This window comes from Providencia sp. R33, from assembly GCF_019343475.1.
GTDB lineage: Bacteria > Pseudomonadota > Gammaproteobacteria > Enterobacterales > Enterobacteriaceae > Providencia.
The window spans coordinates 381825-396224 of sequence record NZ_CP072453.1 but is presented as its reverse complement, the minus strand read 5'-3'; the positions used below and the strand labels follow the sequence as shown (position 1 = coordinate 396224).

The following is a 14400-nucleotide window of genomic DNA, read 5'->3' as shown; positions in this document are numbered from 1 at the left end:
AACATGAGCTCAAGAAAAGTAAAAGATAATGTCGAGGTTTACCTGAGCTTACTTATCGGCTTGGTTGTAGTGGCATTTAGTATTTTGATCCCCAATGTTTTCTGGTCATCGGCCAATTTTCAATCCATTGCAACACAAGTTCCTGTATTAGGTGTTCTTGCGCTTGCTATGGCGGTGACGATGTTAACAGGAGGAATAAATTTATCGATTATTGCAACAATGAACGCCTGTAGCCTTGTTATGGCTTGGATTGCAACTCAATATCCTCCCACCTTAGGCAGTTTCTTTCTTGTCATCATTGCAGGTTTAATCACCGCGGTTATTATTGGCTCAATCAATGGATTTCTCATTGCTGTCGTGCGTGTATCTCCAATCCTTGCGACGCTAGGGATTATGACTTTACTCAATGGGATCAATATTTTGATCTCTAAAGGCTCTGCGATTTCGAATTTCCCTGACTATATCCTCACAATAAATAGCTCAGATATCCTTGGCATTCCTGTCCCACTAATTATCTTTTTAGCTGTTTCATTTGTACTATGGATGATTTTAGAGAAAACCACTTTCGGTCGTACGATTTACCTTATTGGTTCGAATGAACGCGCCAGCTATTATTCCGGGATCCACACCAAGAAAAATCTCATTTGGGTCTATATTTTATCGTCTATTTTCTGTGTCGTTGCGGCTTTATTAATGATGTCAAAACTGAACTCAGCAAAAGCCTCTTATGGGGACTCATATTTACTAGTATCTATTTTGGCTGTGGTATTAGGCGGCGTGAACCCTGATGGAGGGTTTGGTAAAGTCTTTGGTATTTTTATGGCTTTGATTTTATTGCAAATGCTAGAAAGCGGCTTAAATATTCTAGGGGTTAGCAGTTACATCACCATGACACTCTGGGGAAGCTTGTTATTGGCCTTTATCTTCTTAAAAGGGATAAATCTTTCACAACTTATCAATAAACACTAACCCATTCCAAGGAGTAATGCGCCGCTTATCAGCACTGCATTACTCCTCTTCCAATTCAGATTGAATTAATAACTCTAAATATCGACGGCGAAAATCACTGGGGCTAACGCCAACCCGCTTACGAAAAACACGTGAGAAATAGAGCTGATCATCATAACCGACAGTACGACCAATCCTTGCAATAGGGTCTTGGGTCGTTTGCAAAAGCAACTTAGCTCGAATAACTCGCTGATCTTCACGCCAACGCAAGATATTAATCCCCATTTCATCCCGAAAAAGGTGTGCTAATCGCGAAGGGGATAAACACACATGGCTAGCAATATCCTCTATACGAATATCATCAGCCAAATTATTCGTCATAAATTGGCACGCTTCAATAATGCGTGTATCAACCCGCTTATGAGAAGCTTGTGGCTCTTCTTCAATACAACGTAATAATAAACGTTCAAGCAAATTCATGGCAAATTCCTCAGAAAGGTGCTTGCCTGACTGGTGAATTTGTTCAATAGAAATAAATAGTTGCTCAAATTCTTCCTGCAATTCTTGTGTCTCTAGTGTCAAGCGCCCCACTTTCTGAGTCTGCGTTTTCCATTCGAGCCAATCAGCCCAATATGCCCTAGGACGGAAGTAAATCCAGCGGTGATACCAGCAATCACTATCTTGCGACCTGCCATAAAAGTGCGGTTCTTTTGGTTGGAACAACAGTAAGTCGCCTTGATCACAAAAAAAACGTTTTTCACCATCAAATACCTGCCCTTGTCCCTTGATAGTCATATTTAAAATATAACCTTTCATCCCTAAAGCTCGGTCAATAAAAAAGTCTAATGGACCACCAATAACGATCGGCGTTAATCCTGCCACAAGATAGGCATTGAACGGATACCCTGGCAATAATGGGTTAGGTTGTGAATCTAAATTAGTTCGTTGATACACTGTTTTTCCTCAATAATGACAAAATAAATATGCTAGCTTCCTGCTTATTGTCATATATCATCACTATCTCTTTTATATCTAAATATACAGCGGCAACCTATTAACCTCAACTCTACCCATTTTTGATGACTCACTCCTCTGATAAGATATTGATGAAGTTCACATTCTGAATGAAGAAAGCAGGATTGTGCATATTTGTAGCTAACCCCTCCTCACACTTTCAGCCAATATTTTTTATGGTACGGATCTTAATTATGATCCTTGTGAACTTGAGGTTTTTATGTCAACAAACGCGATTGCTATTGGACTCGATTTTGGTAGTGATTCTGTACGTGCCCTCGCTGTCGATTGCATAGAAGGCTCTGAAATCGCCACAGAAGTTATTTATTATCCACGCTGGAAAAAAGGCTTATTTTGCAACCCAGCAAATAACCAATTTCGTCACCATCCATTGGATTACATTGAATCAATGGAGCAAGCTATTAAAGCCGTTGTTGCGATGTTATCTTTTGAACAACGTCAACGTATTATTGGCATAGGTGTAGACAGTACAGGTTCGACCCCCGCACCCATTGATCGTGAAGGCCAAATATTGGCTTTACGACCTGAATTTATGGACAACCCCAATGCCATGTTTGTGTTGTGGAAAGACCATACTTCAATTGAAGAAGCCGAAGAAATTACTCAGCTTTGCCATAGCGGGCGATTCAATGATTATAGTAGTTACATTGGTGGCATTTATTCCTCAGAATGGTTTTGGGCAAAAATCCTGCATATTTCTCGTATTGATGAAGCCGTTCGAAAAACAGCAGTTTCTTGGATTGAGTTGTGTGATTGGGTTCCTGCTCTTCTTAGCGGTACTCAGGCACCAAAAGATATCAAGCGCGGACGCTGTGCCGCAGGCCATAAATCATTATGGCACCCAAGTTGGGGGGGTGTTCCTGCACGTGACTTTTTACATGCACTTGACCCTATTTTAGTCAATGACCTCGATTACCCTTTATTTACCGATACTTATACGGCTGAAAATTCCGTTGGTACCATTACCGCTGAATGGGCCAAACGCTTAGGCATTCCTGCAACAGTACAAATTGCAGGTGGCGCATTTGATTGCCATATGGGCGCTGTCGGTGCTGGCGCTCAACCTTATACATTAGTGAAAGTGATTGGCACATCAACATGCGATATTTTGATCACGGAATATGATTTAGTTGGCGATCGGGCAATTGCAGGGATCTGTGGGCAAGTTGATGGCAGCGTCATTCCAGGTTTTGTCGGAATGGAAGCGGGCCAGTCTGCTTTTGGCGATATGTATGCGTGGTTTGGGAATTTACTTGGTTGGTCATTAAATTACGCAAGCCAGAGCCATCCTGAGTTAGCAAATACATTAAAACAGGTTGAATCTACATTACTTCCTGCGCTGACCAACGCATGGGCGGAGCAAACATCCTTAGAGAAACTCCCTATTGTGCTAGATTGGTTTAATGGCCGTCGCACACCATTTGCGAACCAACGTTTAAAAGGTGTTATCACCGATTTAAATCTGGGAACCGATGCACCAACCCTCTTTGGTGGCTTTATTGCCTCTACCGCGTTCGGTGCTCGTGCCATTATGGAATGCTTTGTGAACCAAAATATCCCGGTTGACAACGTGTTAGCATTAGGAGGAATCGCACGTAAGTCCCCGATCATCATGCAAGTCTGCTCTGATGTGATGAACCGACCACTTCAGATTGTTGCCTCTGACCAGTGTTGTGCCTTAGGCGCTGCAATTTTTGCCGCTGTAGCCGCAGGCGTTCACCCAACCATTTCGCAAGCACAAAAACATATGGCGAGCCCAATTGAGCGTACGATGATGCCAGATCCTGCGAGGGCTCTACAATACGAAGCGCTTTATCAACGTTATCAAAAATGGCACCTCGCTGCCGAGCCTTGCTATGCCGCAAATGAGTAGTGTAGAGTGGCCTTAACCCCTACACAATAAGCGACCCTAAAGAATGAAAGTAGATATGAACACCTTTGATAATTTAGAAGTTTGGTTTGTGATTGGCTCTCAGCATCTGTACGGCACGCAAACACTACAACAAGTTGCCCAACAGGCTGAAACGGTCGTTAATGGACTTAATAAGCAAGCAGGGCTGCCTATAAAGTTAGTAATTAAGCCGCTAGCAACGACCCCAGATGAGATCAGCGAAATATGCAGAGATGCCAATTACAATAAAAATTGTCTTGGCATCATCGCTTGGTTACATACTTTTTCGCCAGCCAAAATGTGGATTAATGGCCTCAATTTCTTAGAGAAACCACTTCTTCAATTACATACACAATTTAGTGATTCTATTCCATGGGATTCGATTGATATGGATTTCATGAATTTAAATCAAACTGCTCATGGTGGCCGCGAGTTTGGCTTTATTGGTGCCCAAATGCGCAAACAACATACTGTTATCGTCGGTTCTTGGCATGACAAAAATGTCCATCAGCAGCTTGACCGGTGGGTACGTGTTGCCCTTGGTATCCATGAAAGTAAAAATCTAAAAGTAGTACGTTTTGGCGATAACATGCGTGAGGTTGCTGTCACTGAAGGGAATAAAGTTTCCGCACAAATTAAATTTGGCTACTCAGTAAATGGTTATGGCTTAGGCGATTTAGTTTCAGTTATCGATAATATTCACCAAGGTGATATTAATGCATTAATTGATGAATACGAGGGCACCTATCAGCTCAGTGAAACAGTCAAAGTAAATGGCGATAAACGGCAAAATTTATTTAACGCCGCACGAATTGAACTGGGCCTGAAAAAATTCCTTGAACAAGGAAAATTTCATGCCTTTACCACGACATTTGAAAATTTATATGGGCTAAAACAACTCCCTGGTTTAGCCGTACAACGCTTAATGCAACAAGGTTATGGCTTTGGTGCAGAAGGAGATTGGAAGACGGCTGCGTTACTTCGGATAAGCAAAGTCATGGCTGAAGGCCTAAAAGGTGGGACTTCATTTATGGAAGACTACACTTACCAATTTGACTCGCAAACAGGTAATGGTTTGGTATTGGGCTCCCATATGCTCGAAATTTGCCCATCTATTAGCTCTAGTGAAAAACCCATATTAGATGTGCAACATTTAGGTATTGGGGGTAAGGAAGCCCCTGCCCGTTTAATTTTCACGGCGACACCCGGGCCAGCAATAAACATCAGCTTAATTGATATTGGCGACCGTTTTCGCTTATTAGTCAATAGTGTAGATACCATTACCCCCCCACATTCGCTCCCTAACTTACCTGTTGCACATGCTGTTTGGCAGCCGCACCCGACACTGAATATCGCGGCCCAAGCTTGGATGTTGGCTGGTGGTGCTCACCATACAGTATTCTCACAAGCGTTAGATATTGAGCACATGAGATTGTACGCTGAAATGTGCGGCGTAGAGCTCATGGTTATTGACCCTCATACGCAACTTCCTGCTTTTAAAAATGAATTACGCTGGAATGAACTGTATTATAAGTTTGTCTCATAATTGAAAAACCGCTTTAATTAAAGTGAATAGTTAAAGCGGTTTACTAACCATCAACTTGAAACATCCGCAATCATTACCTCGATGCCCAGTTTTTCTAGTCCAGTTCGCATTACATCCGTAATTTGACTATCCGTAATCAGTACATCCACCTTTTCTGTGTCGATAATACGGTGCAAGCTAACTTGGTTAAATTTGCTAGAATCAGCAACGGCAATGATTTTCTTCGAAACTTCACACATTCGGCGGTTCATACGCGCTTCATTTTCATGATGCGTCGTAATTCCTTGGGTTAAACTAAAACCATCTACACCAAGAAAGACCATATCAAAATGGTAGTTTTCCAGTGAAAGCTCAGCCTGAGAACCGTAAAATGACAATGAGCTACGACGTAAATGCCCCCCTGTCACAAGTAACTCAATTTGATTAGCATCCACTAATGCATTCGCCACATTCATCCCATTAGTCATGATAGTAATATCTTTCATTTCTTTGAGTTGTAAGGCAATTTCATACGTTGTGGTGCCTGAATCCAAAATGATCGTATTACCTGGTTTTATTAATGTGACAGCGAGTTGCGCTATTTTTTGCTTAACCGCTAAATGCTCCGTTTGCTTCGTTTCAATGGTTCTTTCCGTTGTCATACTGGGAAAATCACTCAGCAATGCCCCACCGTATGTTCGAGTTGCAATACCCATTTTCTCGATAAATGTTAGATCACCTCGAATCGTTACTGTTGATACATTGAATAATTCAGCAAGATCAGTGACCTGAACAGCGCCTTGTTGTTTAAGCAACGAGATCGTTTTTTCTCGCCTTTCACTTGTACTACGAACACTTTTTTTCATTAACGTATCCACATAACCAACAATCAACGAGAAACACAAAAATCACATTGCGACTTTCACTTGAGTTCCAACTAATTTTTGCCTTTCATTTCCTTTATTCTAACAGTTTACTTTCGTTTCGATTTTTATTCACCTATCAATTTGCTTATTTTTAGCAAAAAACAGATCCATTGTCACAAAATAAACTCTAAAAACCTTTCGTTTTCTTTATTTCATTGATCTTACCTTTTCTTTCGATTAACGTAAAAAGGCGTTAAATAAACAAACAAAGAAACAAAACGAAATTAAAGAGGTTACAATGAACGGTATATCAAAGCTTATTGAAAGACATAAGCAAGGTGAGCAAGTTGGGATTACGTCGGTTTGTTCCGCTCATCCTTTGGTATTGGAAGCCGCCATCAAACATGCCAAAGATAATGGAAGTTTGCTATTGGTCGAAGCAACCTCAAATCAGGTTGATCATGAAGGGGGTTATACAGGAATGACCCCGCAAGATTTTCGTGAATACGTTGATAACCTTGCGAATAATTTAGGTTTAAGCTTAGATAAATTAATTTTAGGGGGCGATCACTTAGGACCAAATCGTTGGCAACATTTGCCTGCTGAATATGCAATGCAACAAGCAGAAGCGGTTGTAATGCATTATGTTGCGGCAGGTTTTAGCAAAATTCACCTTGATTGCAGCATGTCTTGTGCTGATGACCCTGCGGTACTGTCCGATGAAGTGATCGCCAAACGAGCTGCAAGATTGGCCAAAATTTGTGAAGAAACACGTCAAAAACATCATCCTGAACACGAAATTGTCTACATCATAGGAACGGAAGTCCCTGTGCCTGGCGGAGCAAATGAGTCCCTTGATGAGCTTGAAGTCACATCTGAAAACGCAGCACAGAAGACTATTACTGCCCATAAAGACGCCTTTACCGCCCAAGGTTTAACACCTATTTGGCCATCCGTTGTTGGGTTAGTGGTGCAACCTGGCGTCGAATTTTCTCATGATAGTGTGGTCGACTACCAAGCTGAAAAAGCCATTTCATTAAGCAAATTTATTGAAAACTACCCAAACATGGTTTTTGAAGCACATTCTACCGACTACCAACCTGCAACAGCCTACCATGAGCTTGTTCGAGATCACTTCGCTATTTTAAAAGTCGGTCCTGCTTTGACCTTTGCTTTACGTGAGGCGCTATACGCTTTGGAATTAATTGAAAAAGAGTTAGTTCCCGCGGAAAAACTGAGTCAATTACGCCAAGTCTTAGAGGAGCAAATGTTAGCACACCCTGAAAATTGGCAGCGTTATTACCATGGTGATACTCAGCAACAGCGCCTTGCTCGTCACTTTAGTTACTCCGACAGATTACGCTATTACTGGCCAAATCAACAAGTTCAGCAAGCTGTTAAGCAATTATTTGCCAACTTAGCACAAGTGACTATCCCACTTACATTAGTTAGTCAGTACTTACCTGCTCAGTACGATTTCGCACGCAATAGTGTACACAAAGCTTCTGCCCATGACTTCGCCATTGAGCACATTATTGATGTTTTACGTACCTACAATGCGGCTTGCCAGCCTGCGTCACTATAAGGAAATAGATTATGACTACGACACAAGCAATGACCGAATGTTGGACCGAAAAAGAAATTCGCCAACAGCCTGATATGTGGCGGCAAACCCAAGCGTCAGTAAGCGCTTACCAAGCGAAAACAGCGGCATTTCTGCAACCGTTGCTTGCAATGTCAGACTTACGTATTTTACTCACAGGCGCAGGTTCTTCGGCCTTTATTGGTGACACAATTGCCCCCATACTAGCGAAAAAACTGCAAGTTCCCGTTATCTCTGTCTCAACGACAGACATGGTCAGCGACCCAACTGGCTACCTACCGGAACACTGCCCGTTGTTGATTGTTTCTTTTGCTCGTTCGGGTTCAAGCCCTGAAAGTTTGGCCGCACTTACCATTGCTGAACAACGTAACCCACGTTGTTTCCATTTAATCGTGACTTGCAATCCTCAAGGCGCACTATACCAACGCTATCATAACGAGAAAAACGCGCTAATTTTACCCATTCCAGCACAAACTTGTGACCGTGGATTCGCCATGACAAGCAGTATGAGTAGCATGATGCTTGGCTGTATGGCGGCTTTTGAATGTGAAGGAACCGACCGTATTTCTGTCGATGTTCTCGCTAACAGCGTTTCGTTACTCCTTGAACAGCAAAAAAACATGCAATCGTCACCTCTGCAAGTTGCAGGTGTTAAACGCATTATTTGGCTTGGAAGTGGCTGCTTGCAAGGTATTGCTCATGAAAGTGCCTTAAAGATTTTGGAATTAACAGCAGGGAAAACAGCCACATTTTATGAATCACCAGTTGGTTTCCGTCATGGCCCTAAATCGTTGATTGATAATGAAACCCAAGTGATTATTTTGGTATCCAATCACCCTTACACCCGTTCTTATGACCTTGATTTATTAGCTGAATTACGTAATGACGCAATTGCTCGTAATGTCACTGCAATATCAGGACAACAAGATGCCGCTATTGAGCAAGGCGATTATTTTTACTTGCCTAATGCTCAGCACTTTTCAGACAGCCAGCTCGTTCTCGGCTTTTTAGTTTTTGCCCAAATTTATGCGGTTGCCCAGTCGATTCATTTCTCTTTTGAACCCGATAATCCTTCACCACAGGGTTTTGTTAACCGCGTCGTTAAAGGCGTCAATATTTATCCTTGGCATACTGAACAATAGAGGTAAAAAAATATGTCAATTATCTCAACAAAATACTTATTACAACGCGCACGCCAACAAGGCTGGGCAGTACCTGCGTTTAATATCCACAACGCAGAAACTATTCAGGCGGTACTAGAGGTGTGTGCTGAGCGCCAATCACCTGCAATTTTAGCAGGTACACCAGGAACCTATAAACATATTGCATGTGAAGAAATGCTGGCACTGTGCCGTGCCTATTCCAAAAGCTACAACATGCCAACGATTTTGCACCTTGACCATCACGAGCAATTTGATGACATCGTTCATAAAGTCAATGCGGGTGTACGCAGTGCCATGATCGATGCGAGCCACTTTCCATTCGAACAAAATGTTGATTTAGTGAGGCAAGTCGTCAATTTTTGCCATCGTGCGGATTGTAGTGTGGAGGCGGAATTAGGACAATTAGGCGGTCAAGAAGATGATAAAAATGTGGATGCTCAAAGTGCATTTTTAACAGACCCTCAGCAAGCCGTTGAGTTTGTACACCGTACAGGAATTGACAGTCTTGCCGTCGCAATTGGTACGGCTCACGGCATGTATACACAGCCACCCAAAATTGATTTTGACCGTCTATCTGTCATTGGAAAATTGGTGGACATCCCCCTGGTGTTACATGGGGGAAGTGGTGTACCCAACGATGATGTGACCCATGCCATTCGTTTAGGTGTCGCTAAGGTCAATGTAGGAACAGAATTAAAAATTGCCTTTGCAAATGCCGTAAAAGCGTATTTTGCAGAAAATCCAAATGCCAATGACCCACGCTTTTACATGCGAACTGGTATGGATGCAATGAAACAAGTGGTCCATGAGAAGATCACACTGTGTGGCTCTGAAGGCCGCCTATAACGAGGAGAATCAGATGATTTTTTTGGGAGTCGATGGGGGCGGAACCAAAACAGCCTTTGTTCTAATAACAGACACTGGAGAAGTACTGGCACGTCATGAGTCAGCCACCAGCTACTATTTAAGTGTTGGGATGGATTCTGCCCGCAATGTTGTCATTAACGGCATCAATGAAATCTGTCGCCGCGCAGGCGTTCAACCTCATGAGATTGATTATACCTTCTTAGGGTTGCCCGCTTATGGTGAAATTTCAGCGGATATTGCCCAGCTCAATGCCCTTCCTTCTTCATTACTCAGCAGCGATAAATATCGCTGCGATAACGATATGGTTTGTGCATGGGCTGCAAGCTTAGGCTGCCAAGATGGTATCAATATCGTTTCGGGCACAGGCTCAATCGCTTATGGCGAACACAATGGCGTAACGGCTCGCTGTGGCGGATGGGGTGAACTATTTAGCGATGAAGGAAGTGCCTATTGGATAGGTAACCAATCTCTAAATTTGTTCTCTCGTATGGCTGATGGCCGTTTACAAAAAGACATTTTTTACGACCTACTACGAGAAACCTATCCTGTTGCCAACGACTTAGATATTTGTGACTTGGTTTTTAACCAATGGAAAGGCGACCGGGGAAAAATTGCGTCAATTGCCCCTATTGCGTGTGAAGCCGCCATTGCAGGTGATAAACAAAGTCGAGCAATTTTCTTTCAAGCAGCAAAAGAACTGTCTTTAATGGTTGATTCTTTACGTGGACTTTTAAATTATCAATCAGATGAACGTGTTCGAGTATCTTATTCTGGGGGGGTATTTAAGTGTGGCGATATTATCCTTGAAGCATTTGCCTATGAATTGGCAAAGCTCAATGGTAATTACCATATTTCATTACCTGAATACCACCCTAGCCTTGGTGCTGCCATTTATGCTGCAAAACTTAATAGTACACCACTCAACGAACAAGCATTAAAAAAACTGACACTTGGAGGCTAAGATGAAAAATAATTCTTGGATTATTTATACTTTTTTAGTAGTCATTACATGGGGCGTTTGGGGAGCATTTAGTGCTTGGCCAACGCAAGAATATGGCTATCCCGACCAATGGATTTATATTATTTGGTCACTCACGATGTTAATTCCCTGCTATTTTTCATTACGCGGGAAAAAATTTGATACCTCTGGTAAAGCCATTTTTTATGGTTGCTTAGTGGGCTTTACAGGTGCAGGTGGTCAATTACTGTTATTTAAAACTCTCGCTATGGGGGCGCCCGCTTATTTAGTTTTCCCAATTATTTCTATTTCCCCCGCTATTACCGTTATTATGTCTCTGGGAATATTAAAAGAAAGAATTACTAAATTAGGTTTTGTTGGTGTTGCTCTCGCTTTATTATCTATCGTCATGTTTAGTATAAGCAGTAATAATGGTGAACAAAGTGATGGCATAACGTGGTTAGTTTATTCTGTAATCATCTGTGCTGCATGGGGAATTCAAGCCTTCTTTATGAAAAGGGCATCAAATGAAGGTGTGCAAGATAGTTCAATTTTCGGTTATATGACAATTACGGGAATTATTCTTGCCCCAATAGCTTGGTTAATGTTACCTGATACATCAATAAGTTATCCATGGGCTGCCATTGTATCAACGGCATTTATCCAAGTTCTTAATGCCATCGGTGCCCTTTGCTTAGTCATGGCTTTAGCCAGAGGTAAAGCAACTATTATCGCGCCTTGTACCAATGCACTGGCACCTGTATTAACTGCTGTCATTTCACTTATTATATACCAAGCGGTTCCAGGAACATGGTCATTAATTGGTATCGTACTTGCAGTAACAGGTTCAACAATTATGGTTTATTCAGAGGAAAAAAAGCAAACATTAAATATTACACAAAGTGAAATATAATAATTAAATATAGAATTAAAAATAACCTTACTTTCAAATAAAATTCAAAATAAAAAACAACTGTATATAATACGGAGAATACACTCATGAATAAATATCATGTTGTTATTTTTGCCGCCCTATTTAGTTTCATTGCTAAAGCCGATATAAATAAAGAAACAATTAAATCACCCGAAAATAAGATATCATTCAGTGCTAATCTTGCCAATACTCCACCAATGGGATGGTCCAGTTGGAATAATTATGGCGATAGAATTAATGAAAAAATAATCATGGATACTATCGATAAAATGGTTTCAAGTGGATTAAGGGATGCGGGTTATATTTATGTCAATATTGATGATGGTTGGCAAAAACATAAAGGTTCTCGTGCTGAACATCCATTAACATTTGATGAGAAAAAATTTCCCAGAGGAATTAAATACATTGCAGATTACGCACATAAAAATGGCATGAAACTTGGTATTTATAGCGGCCCAGGTAATGAAACGTGTGCAGGGTATACTGGCTCTGAAGGGCACGAGCAAGAGGATGCAAAACTCTTTGCATCTTGGGGAATTGACCACTTGAAATATGATTCCTGCTGTAGCCATCAGCAAGCATCAAAGGAAGCCCTCGTGACAGCTTTTGGTGAGATGTCTAAACAACTCGATAGCGCGGGTCGCCCGATGGTATACCATGCTTGCCATTGTGGCTGGCAAAATATTTGGGAATGGGCTGCTGACTTAGGTGCCAATCAATGGCGCATTGGCCAAGATATCAGTGATGATTTCAACTACCCTGGTAACCGCGAAGGTTATTATTTTGATGTCCTCGATATGATAGACAGAGGGGTTGGGCTTGAACAATATAGTGGTAAAGGCCACTGGAACGATTACGACATGCTAATCATTGGCTTACATGGAAAGTCACAAGAACTTGTTGGAACAGGTGCATCGAATACGGAATATCGTACACACTTTGCCATGTGGTCTATGCTCAGTTCACCACTCTTGATAGGCGCCGATTTAGATAATTTAACTGCTGATGATTTAGCCACATTAAAGAATAAAGAAATTATTGCATTGAACCAAGACTCTTTGGGGATCCAAGCTAAACGTTATGTCAATAATGGTGACTTGCAAATTTTTGCAAAACCCTTAGCCGATGGATCATGGGCAGTCGCCCTTTTGAACCGCTCAGGGCAAACTGCAAATATGACGCTGAATATTCATCAAGATTTAGACCTTCCGTGGAAGCAAACAAAAGTCCGTGATTTATGGGAACATAAAGATTTAGGAACTTTTGAAGAAAGTTATACCACTGAAGTCCAATCTCATGAGGCAAAAATACTACTCATTCGTAGCGGTTGGTAATTAGCGACCTCCTTGTGGCTACGGTTTATATTTCGTAGCCACAATATTTAATAATAATTATAAATAAAGGCTATTAGAATGAAAAATAAAAAAATATTATTTTTTTGTACATTTATATTATTGACCTCAAATAAAACATGGGCTGACGATCTGATTTTTGATAATAATCCTGAGAATATTTTAATCAAAAACCCTTCTCAAATTAATAATGATGAATATAATTTCAAAGTAGGCATGTTATTTGAGAATGAAAACACACAATCCAACAGTGATAAAAAAGGAGTATTTGAACAAACCTATTATTTAGAATATGAAAAAGATAACTGGCATTTTTATGGAGGGTTCTACCAAGAGAATCATAATGTCTCCAGCTATTATAAAACAAAAGGTAGAGACAGTTGGTTTGACCGATACGAAACTAACCTTCGTTATCAAAGCCGTATCACTGATAATATTGAACTGGGTTTATTAGGTGGATTTCGATATTACCGTTGGCACCACCGTGGTCCAGAAAACCAAGAACATGTTTACAACACGCTACGCTATGACATTCAACCCGATTGGAAAGTCACGCTAACAGACAACCTTAATTTTGCAGGTTGGCTTGGACTGTTTAACTACTATAATCACATTGAAAAAAACGAGTTAACAGACAAAGAAATTGAAGGCGAAACAGGATTTAACTATGCATTCAATGAAACATTCAGTGCTAGCCTTAATTATTATATTAACCAAGGTTGGAACAAGGGAAGTCGCTCATCAGCAGAATTTGCTCAACAAGAAATTCGCCTATATTTCCCAATAAACCTCTCTTTATTTGCGGACCAGCCAACTACCTTAACCCCCTATTACCGTCATACTTTAGATACTTATCACTTTGATGATGAACGCAATAAGAAAAAACATGAAAGGGACCGCCGATATGGCTTGTTACTTGAACAAAATATTACCGACCGACTGTTTATCTCTTTGGAATATGCCTTAGAAACACAAAAACAAAGCTACGCAAATGAAGGTGAAAAGCGACATTACTATTTTCACTATTCAGGTTTGAACCTCAGTTATCGCTTCTGAGATTAACTGCAAACAATACACCATTGGCTGCTTCATAACTTCAAGCAGCCATCAACACACCTGTAACTCCCTAAACTTTCTTATAAAAATATCTTTCATCATTTTGTCACTCACCTATGCCATACTAAAATCTAATGATATAAAGGCAATATTCCCTTATTTCACCTTAATTTTTGGTGATAAGTGCCTTTTATGTTGTTTA

Annotated in this window: 12 protein-coding genes; 10 read left to right on the top strand and 2 right to left on the bottom strand. The window is 41.0% G+C overall.

Annotated elements, in window-relative coordinates; all coding sequences use genetic code 11:
• Positions 1–3 precede the first annotated feature (3 nt).
• Positions 4–969, top strand: a complete 966-nt coding sequence (locus J6836_RS01825) for an ABC transporter permease (protein WP_219246255.1) — start codon at positions 4–6, stop codon at positions 967–969.
• 39 nt (positions 970–1008) lie between these two features.
• On the opposite strand, the gene araC is transcribed toward J6836_RS01825, so the two are convergent.
• On the bottom strand, positions 1009–1902 hold the full coding sequence (araC, locus tag J6836_RS01820) for an arabinose operon transcriptional regulator AraC (RefSeq protein ID WP_219246253.1): 894 nt from the start codon (positions 1900–1902) through the stop codon (positions 1009–1011).
• 280 nt (positions 1903–2182) lie between these two features.
• Here araC and J6836_RS01815 point away from each other — a divergent pair, with 280 nt between their 5' ends.
• Positions 2183–3856 carry a ribulokinase gene (locus J6836_RS01815; RefSeq protein WP_219246251.1) on the top strand — a complete coding sequence of 558 codons (1674 nt, stop codon included), beginning with the start codon at positions 2183–2185 and terminating at the stop codon, positions 3854–3856.
• Positions 3857–3911: 55 nt separating this feature from the next.
• Entirely contained in the window at positions 3912–5420 is a 1509-nt protein-coding gene (gene araA / locus J6836_RS01810; protein WP_219246250.1) for an L-arabinose isomerase, read from the top strand.
• Positions 5421–5470: 50 nt separating this feature from the next.
• Here the strand turns inward: araA and J6836_RS01805 are convergent, their stop codons facing one another.
• Complete coding sequence (locus J6836_RS01805; RefSeq protein ID WP_219246248.1) at positions 5471–6265, bottom strand: DeoR family transcriptional regulator; 795 nt, start codon at positions 6263–6265, stop codon at positions 5471–5473.
• Between the two features lie 298 nt (positions 6266–6563).
• Here J6836_RS01805 and J6836_RS01800 point away from each other — a divergent pair, with 298 nt between their 5' ends.
• The 7 genes from J6836_RS01800 to J6836_RS01770 all read left to right on the top strand — a co-directional run bounded on the left by J6836_RS01800 (position 6564) and on the right by J6836_RS01770 (position 14198).
• Complete coding sequence (locus J6836_RS01800) at positions 6564–7850, top strand: D-tagatose-bisphosphate aldolase, class II, non-catalytic subunit (RefSeq protein WP_219246246.1); 1287 nt, start codon at positions 6564–6566, stop codon at positions 7848–7850.
• 11 nt (positions 7851–7861) lie between these two features.
• Positions 7862–9010, top strand: coding sequence for an SIS domain-containing protein (locus tag J6836_RS01795; RefSeq protein ID WP_219246244.1), 1149 nt, complete (start codon positions 7862–7864; stop codon positions 9008–9010).
• 12 nt (positions 9011–9022) lie between these two features.
• Entirely contained in the window at positions 9023–9877 is an 855-nt protein-coding gene (locus J6836_RS01790) for a tagatose bisphosphate family class II aldolase (protein WP_219246242.1), read from the top strand.
• 13 nt (positions 9878–9890) lie between these two features.
• Positions 9891–10859, top strand: coding sequence for an N-acetylglucosamine kinase (locus J6836_RS01785; RefSeq protein ID WP_219246241.1), 969 nt, complete (start codon positions 9891–9893; stop codon positions 10857–10859).
• A gap of 1 nt (position 10860) precedes the next feature.
• Positions 10861–11769 carry a DMT family transporter gene (locus tag J6836_RS01780; RefSeq protein ID WP_219246239.1) on the top strand — a complete coding sequence of 303 codons (909 nt, stop codon included), beginning with the start codon at positions 10861–10863 and terminating at the stop codon, positions 11767–11769.
• A gap of 86 nt (positions 11770–11855) precedes the next feature.
• Positions 11856–13124, top strand: a complete 1269-nt coding sequence (locus J6836_RS01775; protein WP_219246237.1) for a glycoside hydrolase family 27 protein — start codon at positions 11856–11858, stop codon at positions 13122–13124.
• A 78-nt stretch (positions 13125–13202) separates the two neighbouring features.
• A complete protein-coding gene (locus tag J6836_RS01770) occupies positions 13203–14198 on the top strand; it encodes an OmpG family monomeric porin (RefSeq protein WP_219246235.1) in 996 nt (331 codons plus the stop codon).
• Positions 14199–14400 lie beyond the last annotated feature (202 nt).

Coding starts and splice junctions, on each gene's coding strand:
- J6836_RS01825 (WP_219246255.1), top strand. CDS start 4: ATGAGCTCAAGAAAAGTAAAAGATAATGTCGAGGTTTACCTGAGCTTA.
- J6836_RS01815 (WP_219246251.1), top strand. CDS start 2,183: ATGTCAACAAACGCGATTGCTATTGGACTCGATTTTGGTAGTGATTCT.
- araA (WP_219246250.1), top strand. CDS start 3,912: ATGAACACCTTTGATAATTTAGAAGTTTGGTTTGTGATTGGCTCTCAG.
- J6836_RS01805 (WP_219246248.1), bottom strand. CDS start 6,265: ATGAAAAAAAGTGTTCGTAGTACAAGTGAAAGGCGAGAAAAAACGATC.
- J6836_RS01800 (WP_219246246.1), top strand. CDS start 6,564: ATGAACGGTATATCAAAGCTTATTGAAAGACATAAGCAAGGTGAGCAA.
- J6836_RS01795 (WP_219246244.1), top strand. CDS start 7,862: ATGACTACGACACAAGCAATGACCGAATGTTGGACCGAAAAAGAAATT.
- J6836_RS01790 (WP_219246242.1), top strand. CDS start 9,023: ATGTCAATTATCTCAACAAAATACTTATTACAACGCGCACGCCAACAA.
- J6836_RS01785 (WP_219246241.1), top strand. CDS start 9,891: ATGATTTTTTTGGGAGTCGATGGGGGCGGAACCAAAACAGCCTTTGTT.
- J6836_RS01780 (WP_219246239.1), top strand. CDS start 10,861: ATGAAAAATAATTCTTGGATTATTTATACTTTTTTAGTAGTCATTACA.
- J6836_RS01775 (WP_219246237.1), top strand. CDS start 11,856: ATGAATAAATATCATGTTGTTATTTTTGCCGCCCTATTTAGTTTCATT.
- J6836_RS01770 (WP_219246235.1), top strand. CDS start 13,203: ATGAAAAATAAAAAAATATTATTTTTTTGTACATTTATATTATTGACC.